Below are 21,068 nucleotides of genomic sequence, written 5' to 3'. Positions count from 1 at the left end.
TTTAGTCTTCTTCTCGGTTTAATACGCAGATTCAGTGCCAACTCACAGTAAATGCGGTAAACCCGCTTGTGATTCCAGCAGCAACTCTCAACATGCCGTAAATACGAGAAGCACAAACCAAAGCCCCCAATCGGAATTTTCCTCAGTGAGTTCAATGAGCTGTTCAGCAATGAGTGCATTGTCATCGCTGAGTTTGGCTTGATAGCGGTAGCAGGTTTCACTAATGCCAAATGCTTTACAAGCCAAACGAATACTAATGGCATGCTGGGCAACTGCCTGTTGTGCCATCTTACGCCGGCAAGATGGCTTTACCCTTGCGTAGCAGTGCTACTCATTGCCATCGCTTCCTGGATGATTTCGACCTTTAATCGCTCTTCCGCATACATCTTTTTAAGTCTGGTATTTTCGGCTTCTAGCTCTTTCAGTCGAGCCATTAATGATGTATCCATACCACCATATTTGGCACGCCATTTATAAAAGGTAGCATTACTCATGCCGTGTTCACGGCAAAGGGTCGCTACAGGTGTGCCAGATTCTGCCTGTTTCAAGATGGACATGATCTGACTGTCAGTAAATTTAGATGTTTTCATGCAGAATCTCCTGCTCGTATCTTAAGAGAAAATTCTACTTTTAGATCCTATTATTTTTAGGGGGGATTACCACCCAAATAGAAGAATTACTGCCACACCGCTGGAAATCCGACCAAAATTAAAAAATAGGCATGGGATTCAGCGGACGCTTACTTTTAAGCCTTATTTTCTGCTTATAGATCATCGTTATTTGTGAACGATGATCTATAAGCTAATTAAAGGGTAAATTAATTACACATAATTAAGCAGTGGCAGTCATCAGGATAATGGAATGGCTAATTTTTTGATCGCTAATTAGAGCCTGTAAATCACATCCCTATTGGGTTACAACTTTTCCATACCTTTGCCAATGTTATCCATGCCTTACTTTCTTTTGTCCAAATGCGACGACATAACTCCGTTAGATCATCAAACTGTTGATCGACCTCCAGAGATACGCCATATTCCCAATGTCCTTCATAAACCCGTGCTTTGGCTAACTCGAATATTCGATCTGCCAAAGCAACATGTTCTTCCACAAATTGTTGTTCTATGATTTCATCATGTGCAAATTTTTGCAAACACGCTTCAGATTGTATGATTAAATCTTCTGTTTCCCCAATCCATAAGGCAAAGCATCGATCTGCGCTTAAACAATCAATAAATTGTTTAAAGTTTTCAAGTTTCGTCTTAAATGCAAGATTCGCTTTTATTAATTTTTCGATAGGTATGAAACGCTCTTCAAAATAATGAGGGTCGATGTTTAAAGTATCTAAGTAATCTTTAGATTTACGGTCTAAGCCAATTGGTCTCATTTTCCCTCTCATTTTCTGTATATACGACACAGTTAATTGAAATTATTTATTTCACATCTATGGAAATGCTATTCAATTTAAATAGCCAATCTAAAGTAATAAAACATCACTTGTATTTTTAATCGTAAACTTTTCACACATTATTATATTGAAACAGCTACAACTAAATCACCCTCTCTCTTTTTGACATAAATGTTCGTTGGATTCTGCTCACCATTTTTAACAACTAAAAACTTCTGTAAATCTGTAAGTCCATTCGCAACACTTATGAAGTCCTTTTGGGCATTAAAATAGACATTTCGTTGTGACAATTTATGACTCTCAAATAATCTCCAATAGCCAAGCCCCTGATCGAGCTGAATATCAAATATAGTCCCCGACTCAAAAGTTATAGTTAAATTTCGCTTGTGATACAGAGCCTTACCATTATCATAGGTCATTAAATCTATTTCTTTTTGGGATATATCTAAATTATCAGTTAATAGTTTTTCAAAAACCTTCTCAAATTGTTTCACACTATGGTAATCATGATGAAGGATCGTTGGTAAATCTTTTGTCTCATCATCAGAAATAACTGTCTTAATCTTCAACTGACCAATATTTCCAACTTGATCCTCAAGCCCCTTTAACCAACTAACAATTAACAACATATTGCTAGCTGACTTGATATAACGATCTGAATACTCAATACTTTTTATAGTTTCATTCCGGCAAATTTCTCCGAACCCACTAGTACTTTCAGCAACCAAATTCCAGAACTTACGACCAAAGCTACATAAATCAACATTCAATTGATCAAGAAGATCTAATCCCACAATCGAGCTTTGATTTTTTTCCACTAAAGTTGGTAATGTTATGACTTTCTCACTCAGTAACTTATAAGTTTCACTAACTCCAACTATGGCATTTGTATTCAACCACTCTTCATTTGGTATACGACTATTCATATCAGGACTAACAACTGTAACAATACGATCTGTCAAATATAGTTGTGCCACAATAGATTGATGAATATTGTCACCTTCGACAAATTGTACATTAAAGTGTGTTTGTAAAAATTTCAGCTCAGCCAAATATGCTTTAGAATCTATGATAGTTTGTGGTAGAGAAATATCGATTTCTAAACTTGTATCCTCTGCCCATCTAGCAATTGTTTTTTTAACACTAGGAGATAACAACTCCCAACTATCAGATTCTCCACCCCAATTCAAAATTAGTTTCTTAGCACCTAATGATACATGGTGTTCAATGCATTCTTTCAAGCTATATGGCCAATATTGTGCACCAGAGAAGAATGACAATTCTTCAGTAGAAATAAAGTTTTTATAGTTTGCACCTAACCACTTTTTAGCATCATGACGATTTAACAAACTGTAATGATGTCGTGACTGTGAATCCAAAAGACAATGAGCACATACAGACTCACAATATTTCGGACATTCAAGCTCATCGACCATACTAGATAATAACGACTCAATGTGACGAGGAGCTGAACTCGCAAATCCTGCTCCACCACTAATGACGTCATACACCTGAATAGCTGTAATCTGATGATTACCATCTAATAATATTGGACGCTTACCATATCCCAATTCATTAGCTGATATACCTAACTTTTTCGCTAATGCTTTTCTGAAAGCCACAGCCAAAGTAAATGCTATACTTTCATTTTCTTTACTATCTGTAAGATATTCATTACGTTCAGGGTGATGTAACACCAATTCAAAGATATCTGTAGTCATATAGCTACCTAGATGTAAATCTTTGATTAAACGCTCACTGCCTTCACAGAACTTTCTTTGCCCATTTTCTCGATCATGTTTAGATGGTTTTAATGGATAATGTTTCTGCTCTGGTGAAAGAGACAATGGAAATTTTTCCTTTTCCTTTTGGGATTCTGCTCGACCACATTCAAGGCACACAGCATAACCATGCCCATATAAACCTGAACTATAATTAAATACATGCCCCGATGTATCGGCAACCATAAATCCTAAGGCACTATTCGGCAAGCTTAATCTTGCCCCCTTTCCAGCGATCCAAGGGGTTTGGACAGGTATGAAAGTTTGTGTTGTTACATCGTTACTAGGTTCTTCATAAAAATCATGAACGAAACCAGTTGGCTGCAGAACTTTACGTTGCTCATTTATGCGAATTTTTTCACCGCAACTTGGATTATCACAGTAAACATTATTAATATCGACTGCACTATCTGTATTAAATCCATTTTGACCGCAATGTACACAGCGCCATGCCAAATCAAATTTCTGTGCTTCTTTTGCATCAGAACTATGAATATTATGCCAAGCTAATGATATCCCTTTGGATTTAAAAACCCTTCCATCCAATACAATTTCTGAACCCGGCGCATATTCTCGAATAGCGACAGCTAAATTTCGACTTGGCATATCACGTAATAAAGACACATTATCTTCTCTAGACTTTCGTTGCTTTTCAGCATCTCTATCTTGCTTTTGACGTATGTAGTCAATGACATTGGTCGTTTCAAATGATGCAATATCAGTTGGGAAGCCATACCCTGGTAGAAAGCATTTAGCAGCAAGTTCTCTTAATAAATATTCATCACTGAGTCTACGCATTTCAATACTTAATCTATAAGCGTAAGCACTACCTTTCACTGCCTCACTCATCTGTGTTTCTAGTCGCAGGTATTCTCTTAACCATTGATCACGCATTTCAGTGATTTTTTGGATAGTGTTCCCTAAAATACTTTCAACGGAATCAAAAGATAAATCGGTACCTTTGATTAATTTTTCTAGCGCATAAGAATATGTATAAATATTGGCTTTTAACCAATTAATAAATCGATTGCAAACAGAAATATCTTCGTCACCATTTGCTAAATAAAACCACTTCAAATTTAATTTAGTTTTCTCAGCATCTGTATTTCCAATCTCATTTTTTAAAAAGAAAGAGAGATACATGGAATTGACATGCCTTTGGATCAATCTCTTAGAGTTTAAAGCGACATAAGGTGCCGGAATACTGGTCTCAAAAGCCCATTTAGGGTTATGAAATACTTGTTGATCATGTGGATTTGACTTACAGATTGTGTAAGAAAGTGCTCTAGATTCTTTACTACGACCCGCACGACCCGCACGTTGCAGATAGTTTGCAGGATGTGGTGGTACGTTATTCATCACCACTGCTGAAATACCGCCAATATCAACCCCCATTTCCATAGTAGTTGAACAGTTCATTACATTCACTTCGCCTGATTTAAATCGCTTTTCGTAGTCTTGTAATCGCTCATTTGCTTGCTGTGCCGAATGTTCTGCAACTCGATAATACATGCCACCTTCAATAATTCGATCACAAAGATCATTCCACAAATTTAAAGAGCGTAGCTCCTTAATTGTCTCATCATTAGCAATTAATTCACGGATGTATTGAATGTTGTCATGATGATCTTTATTGGAACTAAACACCTTCAAATTCGGCATTTTTGTCTTTTGACAAATGAAAGCCTCTTTACTCTTTGGAATACCCGTCGGTAGATATGGCGTAATACCTTTGAAGGTAGTATCAATTAATCTATGAGTGACGGGACAAATAAATACGTGTTCATTCAATGAAAATTTGAACTTTTGTGGTCTAATAAAAAATTGACCATTATCACTTTCTAAAATAGCTATATCTTGAGTCAAAACTTTCCAAGCGCATTTTAGCCATTCATCGGCGATATCTATATCAATTGGAGCATTTAAATCTAATTGCCCACCTAATGCTAATAGTTTCACTAAACGATTATTCTTTCGCTTAGAAGCTAAAGGCCATTGTTTACTAATTTTATCTTCTGTTAATTTTGAATCAGGTCCAAATAGTCGTTTTGTAACAATTTTCCTCCCCATCCAATTTGAAATACTTCTATCTATATGAATGTAGTAATACTCTCGCACATAGAAATCTAGAACGACTTTTAAAAAGTCCTTCCAGTCTTGTAAGTTAAGGCCTTTAGATTCCCAATATAAAGGAACACTGCTAACTTTTTCTAAACCACTATAACCAACTTTTACTAATCCCAACGTTTCAGTACTATTTCGATTACGTGGACGTCTGCTAAATTCACTCAACAATAACATTGAGATCAATCTATGTGACCCTTCAGTTTGATCTCCAAAAACTTCCGGAGAGTAATACTTCATTGCGTTCAGTATTGAAAAGTTAAAATCGGATAAAGCTGTAAGCTTCTCGATCATCTCTTTCCATGAAATCGAACTTTCGTCTGAGGTGTCTAATTTCAATAGTTCCTGTTGAAGCAATGTCAGAAACATCTTCATCTTTGGATCATGTTTTATTTGTTCAATTTGCTCCTCAATTTCCTCTCGAGACATCTCCCCACCCGATAGATCAGGTATTTTTTTTAACATTTCCACCACAGCACCCCTTAATCGTGAACGCTGTGCCTCCTGTTGCATCTGTACGGACATTCTTGCGGTGCCTTGGCGACTATCCGTAAATGTAATTAAACGACGTCCAAATGAAGGTAAGCTTTGAGGTGAAATGTTCGTAACACCATTTTCTTCTAACTCTTTAATCGTAATATCAGGACAAAATTCTAAAATAGTCGGGATTGCTTTAGTAACATAAAAAGGTGCACCAAGAATGCTTCTATTTACAGGCAAATAACCTTCTTGCGTCTCTAGCTCACAGTAGTGGCATTTATTTGATGTCGCAAAAAGATTGAATTCCTCTTCCCCTGGATATTTTTCAAAGCCTCCACGATCTAGATTCAGCATCTCCCCGTTATCATTTACACTTAGCAATATTGATTGATTGTAATCTATTAACTTGTTCGAGCTATTATTAATGTCGGCTTCTTCAATTTCATCTTCTTCAGTTAGCAGCGAAAACTCATCAATTTTGACTTCCCCAACTTGTTTAAGCTGACGAATACCATCATTAGCGTCAACGAGTTGCCCTAATAAATGTGGTGAATTACATTCTTTACAAAATGTCAGCTCCAAGACTGGTGATTCACATTTACACTTTTGTTCACACGTCGCATATACATTACCGTATGGCCATTTTTTTAATGCTGTACCCTCTTTTTGATTACAATGAGGATTAATACAACTCCACAAGCCATGCGTAATTCTTTGTAAGAAGTGAGCTCGTACTTTTAGGAAAGCCTCTTCTTTTTCTTGTGCTTTTGTATTTGTTAGTAAGTCAATCCAAGCAATAATTTCGACTTGATCCACTGAAATAGCATAGTCGGCATTTAATTTTTCTTTAATTTCCAAAGATGTTAATGGCTTATAACTTTCTCTACCTTGTTGAACAATGATTTCCCGAATTGCTCGTGCTGTTTGATTCGATTCTAATGCTTCAAAACGTTTAGCACTAACTTCTAAATCACTCTCAATTTCAGATAATTCTTTTAAACTGAGTTTATTGTGATTCGTTTCAAGTTTTAATTGTGGGACTGCACGCTGGCCACCTATCACTTCGATTTGACTTTCCTCAATACCAGCCAACTGAGATAAATAGGTCTTTAATTGTTGTTCTGCATTACTGTCAGCAATGGTTGCAGAAGTTGCGACAAATCTTACATCTTTGGCCTCAACACCAAAGGCCTCTAAAACACGTCGTAACTGCAAGGCAAGCTCTGCTGCCTGTGATCCAATATAGCTATGAGCTTCATCTAAAACAATCCAACGCAGGCTTTTCTTTGCTCTAGATTTTTCAATAATCGGTGCATCAATTTGACGCACCATAATATATTCCAACATCGTCCCGTTGGTCACCAAGATTGGAGCAGGACTTTTTCTCATCAATTCTCGTGATAAAACTTGATAAGGACGGTCCTTTTGTAATGTTCTATTTGAACTCTCTGATTCAGGGGTATTCCCGTTATACAAACAATATCTAAGTTTTCCGCCAAAATGTTGAGTCCAAGCACTTAACCGCTCTTCTTGAGAATTAATCAACGCATTAAGCGGATATAAGAATAGAGCGTGCACACCTTCCAACGGCGCATTGATATTTTCGCTTAATTCAAATAAATCATTCAGAATTGGTACCATAAAACATTCTGTTTTACCTGAACCTGTACCAGATGTGACAACAATTGATTTTTTATCCGCTAATAAGTTTTTCCAACTTTTTAGTTGATGTTCAAAAGGCTTAAATTCTGCCCCAAAGCGATAGCGACCATTACTCTGCGAATCCAAAGCACTTACAACTGACTTCGCTAATAATTTTCCACTTAATTCTGTCATCGTCACAGGTGCTTGTTTCCAAGCAAAAGTATGCTCAAAAACAGGTGGAGCTAAAAATGAAAATTTGCTTCCCGGAAGCTGAGACATTTGTTCAGCAAGGTGTTCTCTTAACTCAGGATCGTTGATCCCTAATACGCTTAACGTTGATTCTTTTGTACGCTGACATGCTTGTTCTAATAAATCGGAATAATAAGGTTGCATATTAGTGAGCCTTTAAATTTAATAAATAAGATGTTGTTATTTCAAAAATTGAGTTAAACCAAGACTGGTCAAAATCACGGATCTGACGAATCTTATGATGAGTTAAACTATTTGATTTATCTTCAAGCACAAAACTGGTTAGACCTACATTTTTTAGCGCAAGATAAATTGGCAAAAGAATAACTGATGCATGCTGTGGCAAACTGACCATAGGTTTTAATGGAAGATTTAGATTATCTTTTTCAAACCACGCTGTGAGTTGTTGCTGGAACCACATTGGCCACAATTCACCTTCAGGCTGGTATCTCAATAAATTCTGAAGATAATGACCGTTAACAATATTATTCAACTGATTCTGCGTTAATCCATTTAGAACCGGCTCATCAAAATAATAAGCTTCTAAACTTTGATTTAGCGTTGAAATGTCTTGAGATAACTTTGCATATCTCGCTTTCAGCGTTTTTTTAACAATGGCCTCTGGGATACCTTGACTCACATAAAGTTCAAAAGTTTTAGAGATTGCATTTTTCCAAGCTTTAGCAGGGATTAATTCCCATACTAAATCGAATTCTCGTTCGAAGCGTTGATAAATATCATGTTCAAAATCAAGTAACCATATCGCCAGTGCCAAACATGATGGATTTCTTACCAAATCCTTCCACACTTGAAATGTGACCAACGGTAAATGGTTGTACTTCGAATATAAGTGGTAAAGATACAGCCATCCAGAGTTTTGCAAATCACTCGCCATAAGTTCTAAGTAATCTGCAATACTATTTGGGTTAAATGTTGGATGATAATCACGTACGGCAGTATGTAAGGTATCCGCAGTTTCAAAAGACAATGAATCTTCTTTTATCTGCTGCGATATGAATTTCGGTCTAAATTTAATCGATTGTTCATCTCTAGGAATAATTAAACAAGGACCCACATTGCTCAATCTTGGCAATTTATACTTACCTGTTTCAACACCTTCAGTTGTAACTGGTTCGAGTGGTAAAACAGCCTGTTCAGGTTGGTTTAAAACCATGATGACTGGATCAACCACTTGTGAACCTGAAAGATTCAAACCATTTAAAAAATAATGACCTTGTTCATCTATTTCAAACTCGGTTTGATAATGTTTAATCTCATAATTTAAAGATTGTTTCCCACCAGTGACTTCGAGAATAATCCGTGCATCTAAGTCTTTTGTTAATGCTAATAATTCTTCTATTTCAGCTCGATAATGAATAAGTGATTCTTGATGTGGTTTTCCACTCACCAAAAATTGCCATTTGTAGTAAGGCGCATCTACATCTCGAATATGAATGCTCTTCAGTCTGATTGTCATCCGAAAATTGGTTGGCTTATTCTCTGGCGCATATAAACATAATCTTGAACCAAGTAAATCATCTACAGTTAATACTTTTTGTTTAATCGGCTGATGATTTCCGTTGTAGAGCGTTGCACCATGTGATGGAAATGGTAGTAATAAATCTACTTGATCTCCCAAATTCAGCATCAAATTCAGTTTGATATTTTCAGGTGGATGCTCATTGCATTTTAGATGATATTCATAACCATATTGCCCATATATATCATCATTCAGTTTACGCGACTTAAAACTCACTGCTTGATGATCAGTAGTGATTCCTAAGCAAATGATATTACTTTTTGTTAGAAGACGAATATTTGCTTCATTAGGCGTATCACCCGCCAGTAATTCAATTTGCAGGTCTTCAGGAAAAATTACAACCTTGCGACGTAACACCACATTTTGAGATGAATTTTTAATGGTTAAAGTCTTTACGCCATATGCTGCAGAACCCACATGATGAGCTAAAAGCTTTTGTTCTGCATAAATAGCTAAACTATCATTTTTTGACTGCAAACCAGTTTCTATATAACGTGCCTTAGGTCTTCCTAAAAAAGCCAATGCAGGTACTGTAGGCCAAGAAAACTTCTTACCAACAAGATCTACAAGTTCTGATTTGTCAAAATATTTAGAGCATTGAATCTGATATTGTTCTTGATTATCACCAATAACTTCAATATCACCTTTTACCTTGTAAACATGCTGGCCAAAAGCATTCGACAAGTGCCCAGTGACACACTCCTGAGAAGTAAATCGATATGATGGCGGTAATAGTAAAATAATTTCTGATTCTGCTGTCTTAAATGAAGCCTGCCCAATAAATGGACAAAGCTCACCCTCATCCTGCGCAAATGCAACAGGAACACTACCGATTTCTAAACAAGTTTGAGGTAATTCTTTTTGATAAAGAATCTGATCTTTATTTTGTAGTGCCAGAATCAATCCATGTTGATAATGCTTTCTAGTAATAATGCGCGTTTGTGCACCTATACGTATATTCACTGGCTTCTTAGCCTCAGGCCTTGCCATAAACGTTGCTGTGCCAAGTTTTGCTAAGGGTTCATGTGCTTCATACAATACAATTTCTACTCGAGGAGGAATCCCTTTAACGTCCTCCAAAGTAATTTCTAAGGAATTTGGTAGGAAAACTTCAGTTAAGATTTGATTAGAATTGCGGTTAAAAAAACTCGCACAGGATAAAGCATCCTGTTTTGTCTTCATTTGCTTCAATTCAGTACTAGAAGTAACGAGTAACTGATTTAAAAACTGCTCCGCCACACTACTTTCTAATGGTAGAGGAAATGCTTCCCTCCACTTCGGGAAATTGTTAGATAAATAAGCTGCTGGATTATCTGTATTGTCTAATTGATGCGTTTCAACCAAATGAACAAGATGTTCTGCCATATCTGAAATAAGCACTCGCGTTTCATGCTCCTTGAATGCCTGTGGCAGATAACGAGTATAAGCTTGAATCAGTTGGTCATTTATTTCAGGGTTATAATGTCTATAGTGACTAAACTGCGCCACAATACGTTTAAATACAGTCTGATAATGATTGCCTTTTTCCATTAAAAGATTTGAAGGGAATCCCCCTTCTTTAAATGCAGAACCCAGATAGTTGGTATGATTTGAACCTTCAAATTTAAGGATCGGACGCTTCCAAAAACCCTCTAAGCCTTGCTGAACCACATAGCGAATATCATCCAAAGGTTGAAAGCCCAGTTCATCATATACAGGCCCCCAACTCCAACCACTCTTATATTCTCGACGAAACCATTCCGAAACAAATAGTGTAAAAACTGCACACCATTCACGACCAGGTTTATGGCTTTTTTGATCTTGTTGGCTATATCTCAGCGTACGCTTTAGGTCTTGATATTCTTCTAGGGTAATATGATAGCTATACAGGGGATGACTTGTTGGCTCAGTAAGTTTACGCGACTCAAAAATTCGCTTAAGAATATGTCTAGCACTCAATTGCTCCCCTAATATATCAGATGCTAACAACTCCATAATGCCCCCATTATTATTCCCTGCTTCAAATTAAATAATATAATCGATTCAATGACCTATACAAACCTAAAGGCGTCATAAAGTGTCGCTTAGATAGGTTAATTTTCATTATTTAACTCATATTTTAAGAATTACCTCATAACACCCTGTTGCAGGCTATATTTCCATGACATTCTAAATGCAGTATCTTTTGAATAATGCTTATACATATCCATATCGATCTTTCTTTGACGTAACATCACTTCATTCATGATTTTATCAAAAGCTAAATCTTTGGTATGTGGATCGGGATTATTTAAGTACTTACTTTCGAAATCAGCATGTTCTTTTATCTGTTTTAAGATATTCACAAATTTTACTTTTTGCTCTTCAGGCGTTGCAGCCCAACCTCCAAACCAGCGTTCATTAAATGTTTTAATAATTTCATCTAATGGATCTTCTTCAGTTTCACCGCCATGAGCACCACGAGGATTCGAATTTGTAGGATCTAGAACTGTCTCTTCAGCATCCAACTCAATTTGCTCATTTAGTTTTTTACGCTGTAAACCATAGGAGTTTAAATCAACTGAATTTAACAACTCATCCAAAGCATCTGCTTCTGGATCTTCAATTTTGAGTTTCGGAATCAAGAACTTTAAGAACCAATACAACTTTTCCCAAGCTGGAACTTCATATGGCAAAATTGAAGCCATCTGTCCATAAATCTTCACGAATTGCTTTGCCTTGATCTTGAAATCAGCTTTATCTTCAGGAGTGAGTTCTAATTCAGCATCAAAACGTGCCACGGCGATATCAATCATCGGGCTTAATTTTTCTGCATCGACTGAATCGAAATACTTCGTAGCAAAATCTTCCACTTCAGTAGATTCATATACTCCAACAGTATCCAACTCATCTTTTAGTTCGTTGAGTACATTAATATCAGTCGCTTGTGACAATGTGGTCGAAGTGTAAAAACGATCAAATGATTGTTTGATATCTTCTATTTCATTGAAGAAATCGAGCACAAAGAGATCTTCAGTTCTCTTACCTAATTTAGGTGCAGAACGATTTAAGCGAGACAGCGCTTGTACGCATAGTACATCGGCCAACTTTTTATCAACGTACATCGTACATAGCTTAGGCTGATCAAAACCAGTCAGGTATTTGTTCGCAACAATAAGCAATCGATACTGATCTTCATTCACGCCTACAGGCTTCTTCTCCCCCACATAACCACGATCAAACATATCTTTGGTATCGTTGTCAGAGAACCCATTGAGAATTGCTTCTGAATATTCAATACCATCTACTTTCTTCTCACCAGAGAAAGCAATAATGGCTTTAAATGGATACCCTGCTTGCTCAAGTAGTCGGTCAATCGCTTTGTAATAACGGATGGCAGACTCAATATTTTGAGTCACAATCATCCCTTTAGCTTTACCTTTTAATTTCTTAGTATTTACCACATGCTGAATGAAATGATCCAACATAACTTCAGCTTTGATATCAATCGTCTGCTGGGTTTTCTCTACATAGCTGCGTAAGGTTTTCTGTGCTTTTTTAGTATCGAATAATGGGTTCTCTAGAATTGATTTCTCAATTTCATAGAAGCTCTTATAAGTCGTATAATTGGACAATACATCTAGAATAAACCCTTCTTCAATCGCCTGTTTCATCGAATACAGATCAAAAGGTTTAAACGAGCCATCCGATTGCTTTTCACCAAACTTTTCTAAAGTCGTGTTTTTTGGCGTTGCAGTAAAAGCAAAATAGGAGGCATTGCCTTTCATCTTACGTGCCAACATCGCACTTAAGATTTTATCTTGTGCATCTACACCATCACTGTCTTCATTGGCTTTGCCCATGACTTCATTCATTTTGTCATGTGCAACACCAGATTGAGAGCTATGCGCCTCATCAATGATCACGGCAAAACGTTTATCACTTAAATCCGCAATACCATCAATAATGAATGGGAATTTTTGAATCGTGGTAATAATGATCTTTTTGCTATTTTCTAAAGCAGATTTCAGCTCTGATGACTTATGGGCATGTGCCATAATATTCTTAACTTCAGAGAACTCCTTAATGTTCTCTTTAAGTTGTTTATCCAGAATACGGCGATCCGTCACCACAATCACTGAATCAAATAATGGGTGTTCTAGCCCGCGGCTCCCTGCAATGTCTTTTTCTAATGGATAAGCTTCAATTAATTGGAATGCCGCCCATGTAATCGAATTTGACTTACCTGAACCTGCCGAATGCTGAATGAGGTAAGTTTGCCCCACCCCTTTGGTTGAAACATCATGAATGAGACGGCGTACCACGCTGAGCTGATGATAACGAGGGAAATAGAGATTCCTTTTATCTAATAAGGTTTTCTCATCACCATCTAGTCGAACAAAATGCTGAATGATATTTGCCAAACTCTCTTTAGAAAGTAGCTCTTTCCAAAGATATGCCGTTTTATGCCCCTCTTCGTTTGGCGGATTTCCAGCACCTGCATTATGTCCCTTGTTGAAGGGTAAAAAGAAGGTATTCGCCCCAGCAAGCTTCGTGGTCATATAGACTTCATCAGTATCGACAGCCATATGCACGATACAACGTGCAAAGCTCAATAATGGCTGTGTGATATCACGATCTTGTTTATATTGCTTTTGACCATGATGACGAGCATTTTGCCCTGTCCATTCATTCTTTAATTCAAAAGTAATAATCGGAATACCATTTACGAATACCACCATATCAATTTCTTGTAATGGATTGGCTTTTGAGTAACGTAATTGGCGAGTCACACTGAAAATGTTCTGCTTGAATCGTTCTTTAATCTTCTGAGAACTACTTGCCAACGGCGCTGGGTACATCAACTGAAAATGCGCTTGATCTACGGCGAGACCTTTTTTAAGTAGATGAACCACCCCATGCTTTCGGATCATTCGATCAAAGCGTTCGTAGATTTTTCGTTGCCAATCGTGTGGGTTAAATTTTTGAATCTTTGCCAGTTCATCAGCTTGTGTTTGTTCTAAGAACTGCCAGAAATATTGGGTATCTAGCGCATACAGCATGTCAAAGTTTGCAGGTGAACCTGATACAAAGCCATGATGAGGTTGAGCAATGTCGGTTAAACCTGATTTGATATTCTCAAGGCATGTTCCAGTCAGTGCTTTTTCAATTGCCATTTCTAAAGCACGTTCGTTGGTTAAACTGACCATTAGGCAACCTCTGTTATTTCTTGATGTTTAATTTCATCTAGTACTTGCTGTTGTGCTTTGATGATATTTTTAAACTCTTGCATTTCTTCATTTGTAGCTAATCTAGAAATTTCACTAGCTTCTAAATTTTGCTCAATGATTTCATTAATAAATTCACCGTTCTTAAACGTGATTCGAAGCTTATTTTTAACCATTAAACTTGGCATTGTCTCTCTGTTGGAAACAGATACATAAACAAGATCTGTTTTTTCTAAACTGTATTCGGGTGACTGCAAGGTGAAATATAAAACATAACTTTTTAGTTCAGCGTGTTTCCCTTTAAGCCCTGATGTTTTTAAAAGATAAATAAGATCATTGCTTTCCTTTCTAATCAGAGCATATGAGCAATAGCTAAATACTCTATCATCAAGAATAAAATATCTTCTCCAATCATAGACTTGAGCTAACTTTTGATTTCTAATACTTTCAAGTTTCGAAAAACTTACATCATCATCTAACAAATCAAATAATATTTTAAGTTGTGGTTGTTTATTTTCTTCAGACACTCTATTTTTATCAAATACAGCCCGCCAATTTTCAGCCCTATCACGATAAGAGCTATATGAGTCTGAACAAAAGTTTAAATTTATTCTGTATTTTACAAAATAGTTTCCTAGACTTAAAAAACACCGGTGTAATCGATACTCCTTGTCTTTTATAAATTCATCTGTAAATAAATGTGCCGCAATTTCAGCATAATAAGTAAACTTATCCATGCAAATGCTGCCATCATCTGCCTTTGCATAATCTAGTATAAAATCAACGCGACCATAGAAATAGTTATGCTCTTCATATTTCTTTAATAATTCTTTCCAAGCTGGATTTTGAATTATGAGTTTGGCTTTCTCAATTTCATGTTCAATATGTGACTTCTCAAAAGCAGTCTTACTACAAAGCTCTATAATATTTTGATGTTGGTGCAAAGTACTTATTTTATCGAGAACACTGTCATGACCGATATGAATTGCTAATTGTTCTAGCGCGTCGAGTACTGAGAGCATCAATTTTTCAGAGTTATAATAACCTTTAGCATTCTTTACCAACCATCCACTGATTCTGTTCCAATCCTCAAATTGATCAATGTTTTGAATATACTTAGTAAAATAATAAGCGGTTGCGAAATTTGCTTGCTCTTCATAGGAAGGCTTATCTTTACTTAAGATTTCAAAAATATTGTTTTGGCTTTTTTGCTTTACAACAGCAAAATCTAACAGCGCTGTTATGTGATCAATCGTATTGCTCACTTCATTTGAGAATAGATCCATATATTCAGTTTGCGAAATAAATAAATTCAGCCTCAAACGACTCACTAAACTTTCGATGTCATCTTCGTTAGTGCTATCAACACTTTTATTCTTCGATAAATATTTTTGATGCTCGCATAGCAAACAAATTTTAAAGAAATGGATAAAACTCGCATCAAAAGATTTACCCCAATGTTTACTCATAGTCCAAATTAAATCGGTCCACGTTGTGTCAATGCTCTGAAAAAAAGCATTTGCTTTGCTTGTATCAATTTTATGTTCAAGAAAACCCTGAAGCCATGCTTTAAAGTTTTCAAATTCTGTTAATTGAACACCTCTGGCATTCATTTTGATATATAGCTCATCGGTTAATGAAAATTCATCCATTGGCAACAGATAAAAATTCAGAACCGATTGATTACTCAAGTTCACCCATAATTTGTTAAGCTCATCCGCCGTCTTTGATGCTAGTAATGAATCTAATTCATCTAACATCGTTAAGATTGAAATAATGGTTGGATCTTTACGCCATACTGCTAAAAACCAAGCTTCATTTTCAATTGTCATGGAAGGTTTACCACTCCATTCCATCTCGACTAATTTGGCAACCAACTGAGAAATAAATAGCTTAGAACTTGTTCGCGTTTGATAGCTAAACTTTTGTAATCTTTCTTTGACTACATCAATTTCTTTTATATTTAACTTGTTTTTATGGACTAAATAGCAATGCAACAGGAACAAAGTCGTTAAGCGTTGTTGCCCATCTAATAATTCAAGTGTTTTGTGATTTAAAGACCCATAGACAAAATCAAGTTCAAGCTCTTGATTTTCAGTCAAACTTTGCACTAATGCTTGCAAAAATGTTTTACGAATTTGTGCAATCTTTGGATCATTTTTTCGACCCTGTGCGTAATCACGCTGAATTGTAGGAATAACAATATGATATTGTTCCAATGCCTTCCACAATGTCAATTTAGCCATTTTGATCACCCCTCATTTTCATCGTGAAATTCAATACCATATTGTTTAAAGCAGTCTAACAATGCTTGTTTATAGTTTTTCCTGTCCGCTGTATCCCACTTCAGCATGTGGTTTACATCGTCACTAAAATATTTAGAAAAGACCTGTTGTGATGCCAAAGGAATAAAGTTTACTGTGTTGGTTTTACCTAATTCATACAGCTCTTTTTCTGCTTGTAAAACCTTCTTTCTTTTAATAAAAAACGGATCATTTCCTATAGATCGATTATCACTTTCTGGTAAAAGACATAAATTATCAAGTGTTTGAATATTTTCAGAGAAACTGCCTATCAGTTCTTCTAAAATTTCATTATATTGATTATAGAAATGCCTAACAATGCCTTTTGCTCAGATACCCAAACCTTGATTTGATCATCCTTGCTAGACAACTCCTCACTTTGCTGGGCATGGATATGTTCAATATCCCACTTTACTTGGTTATAACGTTTAAAAGAAAAACGTGTGTTGTGTCGCTCATATCTAAAAATATTAAATAATACGAGTATAGATTTAATTTTAGGTCGGCATGAGGTGTCATCTGCATCATAGAAGACATGCTCAAAATCTAATTCTTTTGCATTTTTGTCTTTCTTGAACAGATTGCTTAATTCAAGTTGAATAAAGTTTTTTAGCTTCGCTTCAAATTCATCTCTTTTACAACCTTGAGCTATAATCCAAATGTCCTGAATGGTTTTATATTTTTGCCCAATCAAATAGCCGATCAGATGATATAAACGATCATTTTCATACCACTCATTTAAATACTGAAATCCTGTTAAAACCTTTAGCCACTCTGTTTCGATTAAATCTTTCACATCTTGGGCGGATTTAAACTTATTTGCGTAATGTATAAAAGTTTGGTGATCTTCTTTCAGTTTTAAAGCTTTTTTATCAGTCGACTTATCTGCAATTAGATCAAAAACCAGTTCAATACGCGTGTGTTTATTGGTCTGTTGCGTTGGACTCAAAAATGCCCAAAATTCATCATTTTGTAGCGCTTGCTCAATAGCATCCCATTGGTTCGCCATTTCAGTTTGCTTCTGAACTGCAAGATGATTATGCCCATAAGCTTGCGCAATTTTTTGTAAAAATAAAGCTTTGATCAGTTCTGCATCGGTGAGTGGAATCTTGCCTTGGTTTAATCGACTAAAAATTTCAATGGATTGCTTTTTAGAATCTTGATTTCGATCCACACGTACAGCGTACCAAATGACTTTTGTATGATTCAAAAGCTTATTTTTCCAATGCTGTTGGTTAAACTCTGTTCCCTTTTTCTCAAACCATTTTTTTACAGCTTGATAAGCCGTATAGAAGTAATAAGCATCAATCGTCGGTAAATTATTTTCAGTGAGTCTAGTTAAGTTATTTAAATGCTCTGTACTAGATTCTCTAGTTTCATAACGAAGAGAGAAATATTGCTCATTGGTTAAGTAAGTCAAAATAATAAAAATTGTGGTCATCCGTTGCTGACCGTCAATGAGCTCCCAATAATATTGTGTTCCCTCTGTCTTTCTTTTCACGACTACAGGTTGCAAGCAATAAAAATCACTGTCCAGTTTTGGTTCAAACTCATCAATATCATCTAGCAGTTCCCAAACTTGTTGTTTTTTCCATTTATAACCTCGTTGGTAACTATCAACAAAAAAATTAGCCTTCTGTAATTCATTAATGGTTTTCAATTCCAATGAATTTTCTTTTTGTTCTAAATAAGAAATAAGTTGCCCTAATCTATCATCTGCTATTTCAGATAAGTCTGGCTTGTCTTCTAAAAGCTGACTAATCTGTGCCAATAAATTTGCTGTATTCACCCTATACCCCAATTCTTAATCTTTACTATCTTACTTAATCACTTGATACGCATCTTTCATATACGGCTTAAACACCTGCTCAAACTTTTGCACGTGTTCAAAATGCCACTGGATATAGTCAGGCCAAAGTACTTTGTTGTATCCCTCTACGGCGTTAGCAATAACAATCTTTGATAGTTTTTGATTATCAGATCTGAGCCACGTCAACTGTAGACTGCAATTTTGCTCAATTTCTGCTTTTCGCTCATAAAAGAAATCAAAGAGCTTTTTATTGTGTTCAGTATTACTTGTTGCAAACTCAATTTCTACACGGAGTTCATTTTGAGCAAAGATTAACCTGTAATTGCATTCAGCAATACTTGCCCCTGCTTTCCGCCAACCTGTTCCAGCTGGACTTACATTCCTAAAAAGATCAAAATCTCTATTTTGAAAATCCTCTAGCAACTGTGTCCAATACGCTAATCTCACTTGACCAAGTGAATTTTCTCTTTCTTTAATGATTTTGATTTCTGCATCTTTACGGCTTAAACGCACCATATATTCTGATGCTTCAGGAACAGGGATAATTTGCTGTATATCGACCAATAACTGACTATTCAATATATATGGCGAAACCTTTACACATTTAACATCAATCTCGCGCTCAATTAACCAAAGCGCAGTATTGGTGACTTCTTTTCTAAATTCACCTGCAACGAGAATGATGCGCTGCGTGGCTTTGGGATTCAGCTTACTCATCCAATCTATATCAGCGTTTTCACCTAAGAATTTTTCAATCAATACACGTGCTGTATGATGAACATGTTCAGGCTCATAAGCATCAGCATCTAGATCAGGATCAATGGGTCGATACTTACTCAGGTAATTCGCATAAACGTTAATTATATCTTTTGCAGTAAACGGCGCTACATAAGACGCATATTTAAGTGCCTGCCATACGGCATCACGTCCGCTGTCATCACGTTTGTTTTCAATCAGTACCAATTGTCCTTTGGTGTCTAAGGCCAACAGGTCTAGGCGTTCACCTGTGCCATCAAAGCCATCAAATTCTTTTTGGATAATCAGCAGTTCTTCACCCAATGCTTCAGGATGGCTCACCAACCATTCTTGTAAGTCATAACGCTCTGTCAGCTGTTGTTCGCTGAGTTTTGTACCCTCTAGTGGTTTGAGTTTTTTATTGGCTGTGTCTACTGTATATAAGCTCATATTCCCCCCGAAATATTAAAAAAACCTAGCCAACCAAAGTTCGCTAGGTTTAAATTTTTATGCCACTTTAATTTTGCCTGTCACAGCATCATTAATGAGTGTAGTTTTATATTCTTTTAGCTTTTCGATTTGCATTTGAATATGGGCATTCATATTTCCAAATTGCTGATAAATTTCCTCAACTTTTTTAGAAATAAGAATCTGCTCTTCAATCGGAGGAAGAGCTATATCAAAGTTTTTAAGAGCTTGGAAATTTAATCCCTCACGTCCGCCACCTTGCTGGAAATACCAAATTTGTCCTTGACCAACTTCAGATGCAAGAACAGCATTTAAAAAAATTGAAGTAATATTTTTCTTTGGTCGCAAAATACAAACATGTTGATTAACGTTCATTTCCTCTGACGTTTCAACAAAATAACATCTACCAATCGAACCGCCTGTAATATTTAATAAAACATCATTTTTACGAACTTTACTATTCGACATACTATGATGAACTTTTTCAGAAATTCTTGCTACATCATTTAAGTCTATGCGGTCAAAATGGATATTCTGACTACGAAGTAAAGGGATACCTTCATCTAAATAAGTAGCTCCTCCGCCTGATGGGGTTACTCCACTACCAATTTTTGAAGTTACATGCTTAATCTTTTTCAATTCCCAATGCTCAGGAATTTGACCAATCCATTCCACACCCGAATTTTTCATCGGTACATTTGGCTCTAAACCTTGAGTCACTGCTTTTTGAATGACGATTTGCTTACGTTCATTGAGTAAAGCAATTTGTTGTTCTTTAATAGCAATGGCTTGGTCTATTTCAACCAACTTTTTTTGTAAAAAATCGACAATACAATTTTGCTCTTTAATACTTGGTAATATTGCTTTTATATCGTACAAATCATCAGTATAAAGTCGGATAAAGCCCTCCATTACACCTGTAACTCTTTTCTTCATTTCAGCCAAATATTCAGGCTGATTGAGTAGAAAAGCAATATAATGAATATTTACTGAGTTATCTTTAGCAGAATAAACTGAATAATCTGGACTTGTAATTCCCTCTAACTCAGAGACTGCGAGTAAACCGTTCACAGCCTGCATCTTATTGATTACAAGATTATGTTTAAAAACCTTTTTATAACCAACTAATGTCGATGCACTACCTGCTCTTTCATCTAAAGAGTCTTTTGGAATAACACCTTTATATTTACTTAAAGACAATAAGGTTTCATCACCTGTTTCTGACCTTATATTTACTTCGTCGAGTAAAAATTTTAGTTTTTTTAACTGCCAGTTTTTTGGTATTTCTGGAAAAGATTCTAAACCCGAATCTTTATAAGCATCATATTTTTCAAACATCATGC

8 protein-coding genes and 1 pseudogene are annotated in these 21,068 nt (G+C 36.1%); all 9 read right to left on the bottom strand.

Features of this window, described 5'->3' with window-relative positions; all coding sequences use genetic code 11:
* Nucleotides 1-590: pseudogene (locus FTU58_RS02160) on the bottom strand (transposase); the annotation flags it as partial.
* 308 nt (nt 591-898) lie between these two features.
* Entirely contained in the window at nt 899-1,384 is a 486-nt protein-coding gene (locus FTU58_RS02155) for a hypothetical protein (protein ID WP_168418592.1), read from the bottom strand.
* A 143-nt stretch (nt 1,385-1,527) separates the two neighbouring features.
* On the bottom strand, nt 1,528-7,827 hold the full coding sequence (locus FTU58_RS02150) for a DEAD/DEAH box helicase (RefSeq protein ID WP_180061973.1): 6,300 nt from the start codon (nt 7,825-7,827) through the stop codon (nt 1,528-1,530).
* Between the two features lies 1 nt (nt 7,828).
* Nucleotides 7,829-11,197 carry an STY4851/ECs_5259 family protein gene (locus tag FTU58_RS02145; RefSeq protein ID WP_180061972.1) on the bottom strand — a complete coding sequence of 1,123 codons (3,369 nt, stop codon included), beginning with the start codon at nt 11,195-11,197 and terminating at the stop codon, nt 7,829-7,831.
* A 131-nt stretch (nt 11,198-11,328) separates the two neighbouring features.
* Nucleotides 11,329-14,391: a type I restriction endonuclease subunit R gene (locus FTU58_RS02140; protein WP_180061971.1), complete on the bottom strand. Its 3,063-nt coding sequence runs from the start codon at nt 14,389-14,391 to the stop codon at nt 11,329-11,331.
* Nucleotides 14,391-16,655, bottom strand: a complete 2,265-nt coding sequence (locus FTU58_RS02135; RefSeq protein ID WP_180061970.1) for a DUF262 domain-containing protein — start codon at nt 16,653-16,655, stop codon at nt 14,391-14,393. The genes FTU58_RS02140 and FTU58_RS02135 overlap by 1 nt, the downstream gene beginning before the upstream one ends.
* Before the next feature lie 337 nt (nt 16,656-16,992).
* Nucleotides 16,993-18,501: a DUF262 domain-containing protein gene (locus FTU58_RS02130; protein ID WP_373885997.1), complete on the bottom strand. Its 1,509-nt coding sequence runs from the start codon at nt 18,499-18,501 to the stop codon at nt 16,993-16,995.
* 30 nt (nt 18,502-18,531) lie between these two features.
* A complete protein-coding gene (locus FTU58_RS02125) occupies nt 18,532-19,707 on the bottom strand; it encodes a DUF4268 domain-containing protein (protein ID WP_180061969.1) in 1,176 nt (391 codons plus the stop codon).
* Nucleotides 19,708-19,764: 57 nt separating this feature from the next.
* The gene (locus FTU58_RS02120) at nt 19,765-21,063 is read right to left on the bottom strand and encodes a restriction endonuclease subunit S (RefSeq protein ID WP_180061975.1); all 1,299 of its coding nucleotides are present in this window, start codon (nt 21,061-21,063) and stop codon (nt 19,765-19,767) included.
* Nucleotides 21,064-21,068 lie beyond the last annotated feature (5 nt).

The sequence above is a fragment of the Acinetobacter sp. YH12120 genome (assembly GCF_013418795.1).
In the GTDB taxonomy this organism is placed as follows: Bacteria; Pseudomonadota; Gammaproteobacteria; order Pseudomonadales; family Moraxellaceae; genus Acinetobacter; species Acinetobacter towneri.
The sequence above is the reverse complement of the archived record's forward strand: the minus strand, read 5'-3'. Positions and strand labels throughout refer to the sequence as shown.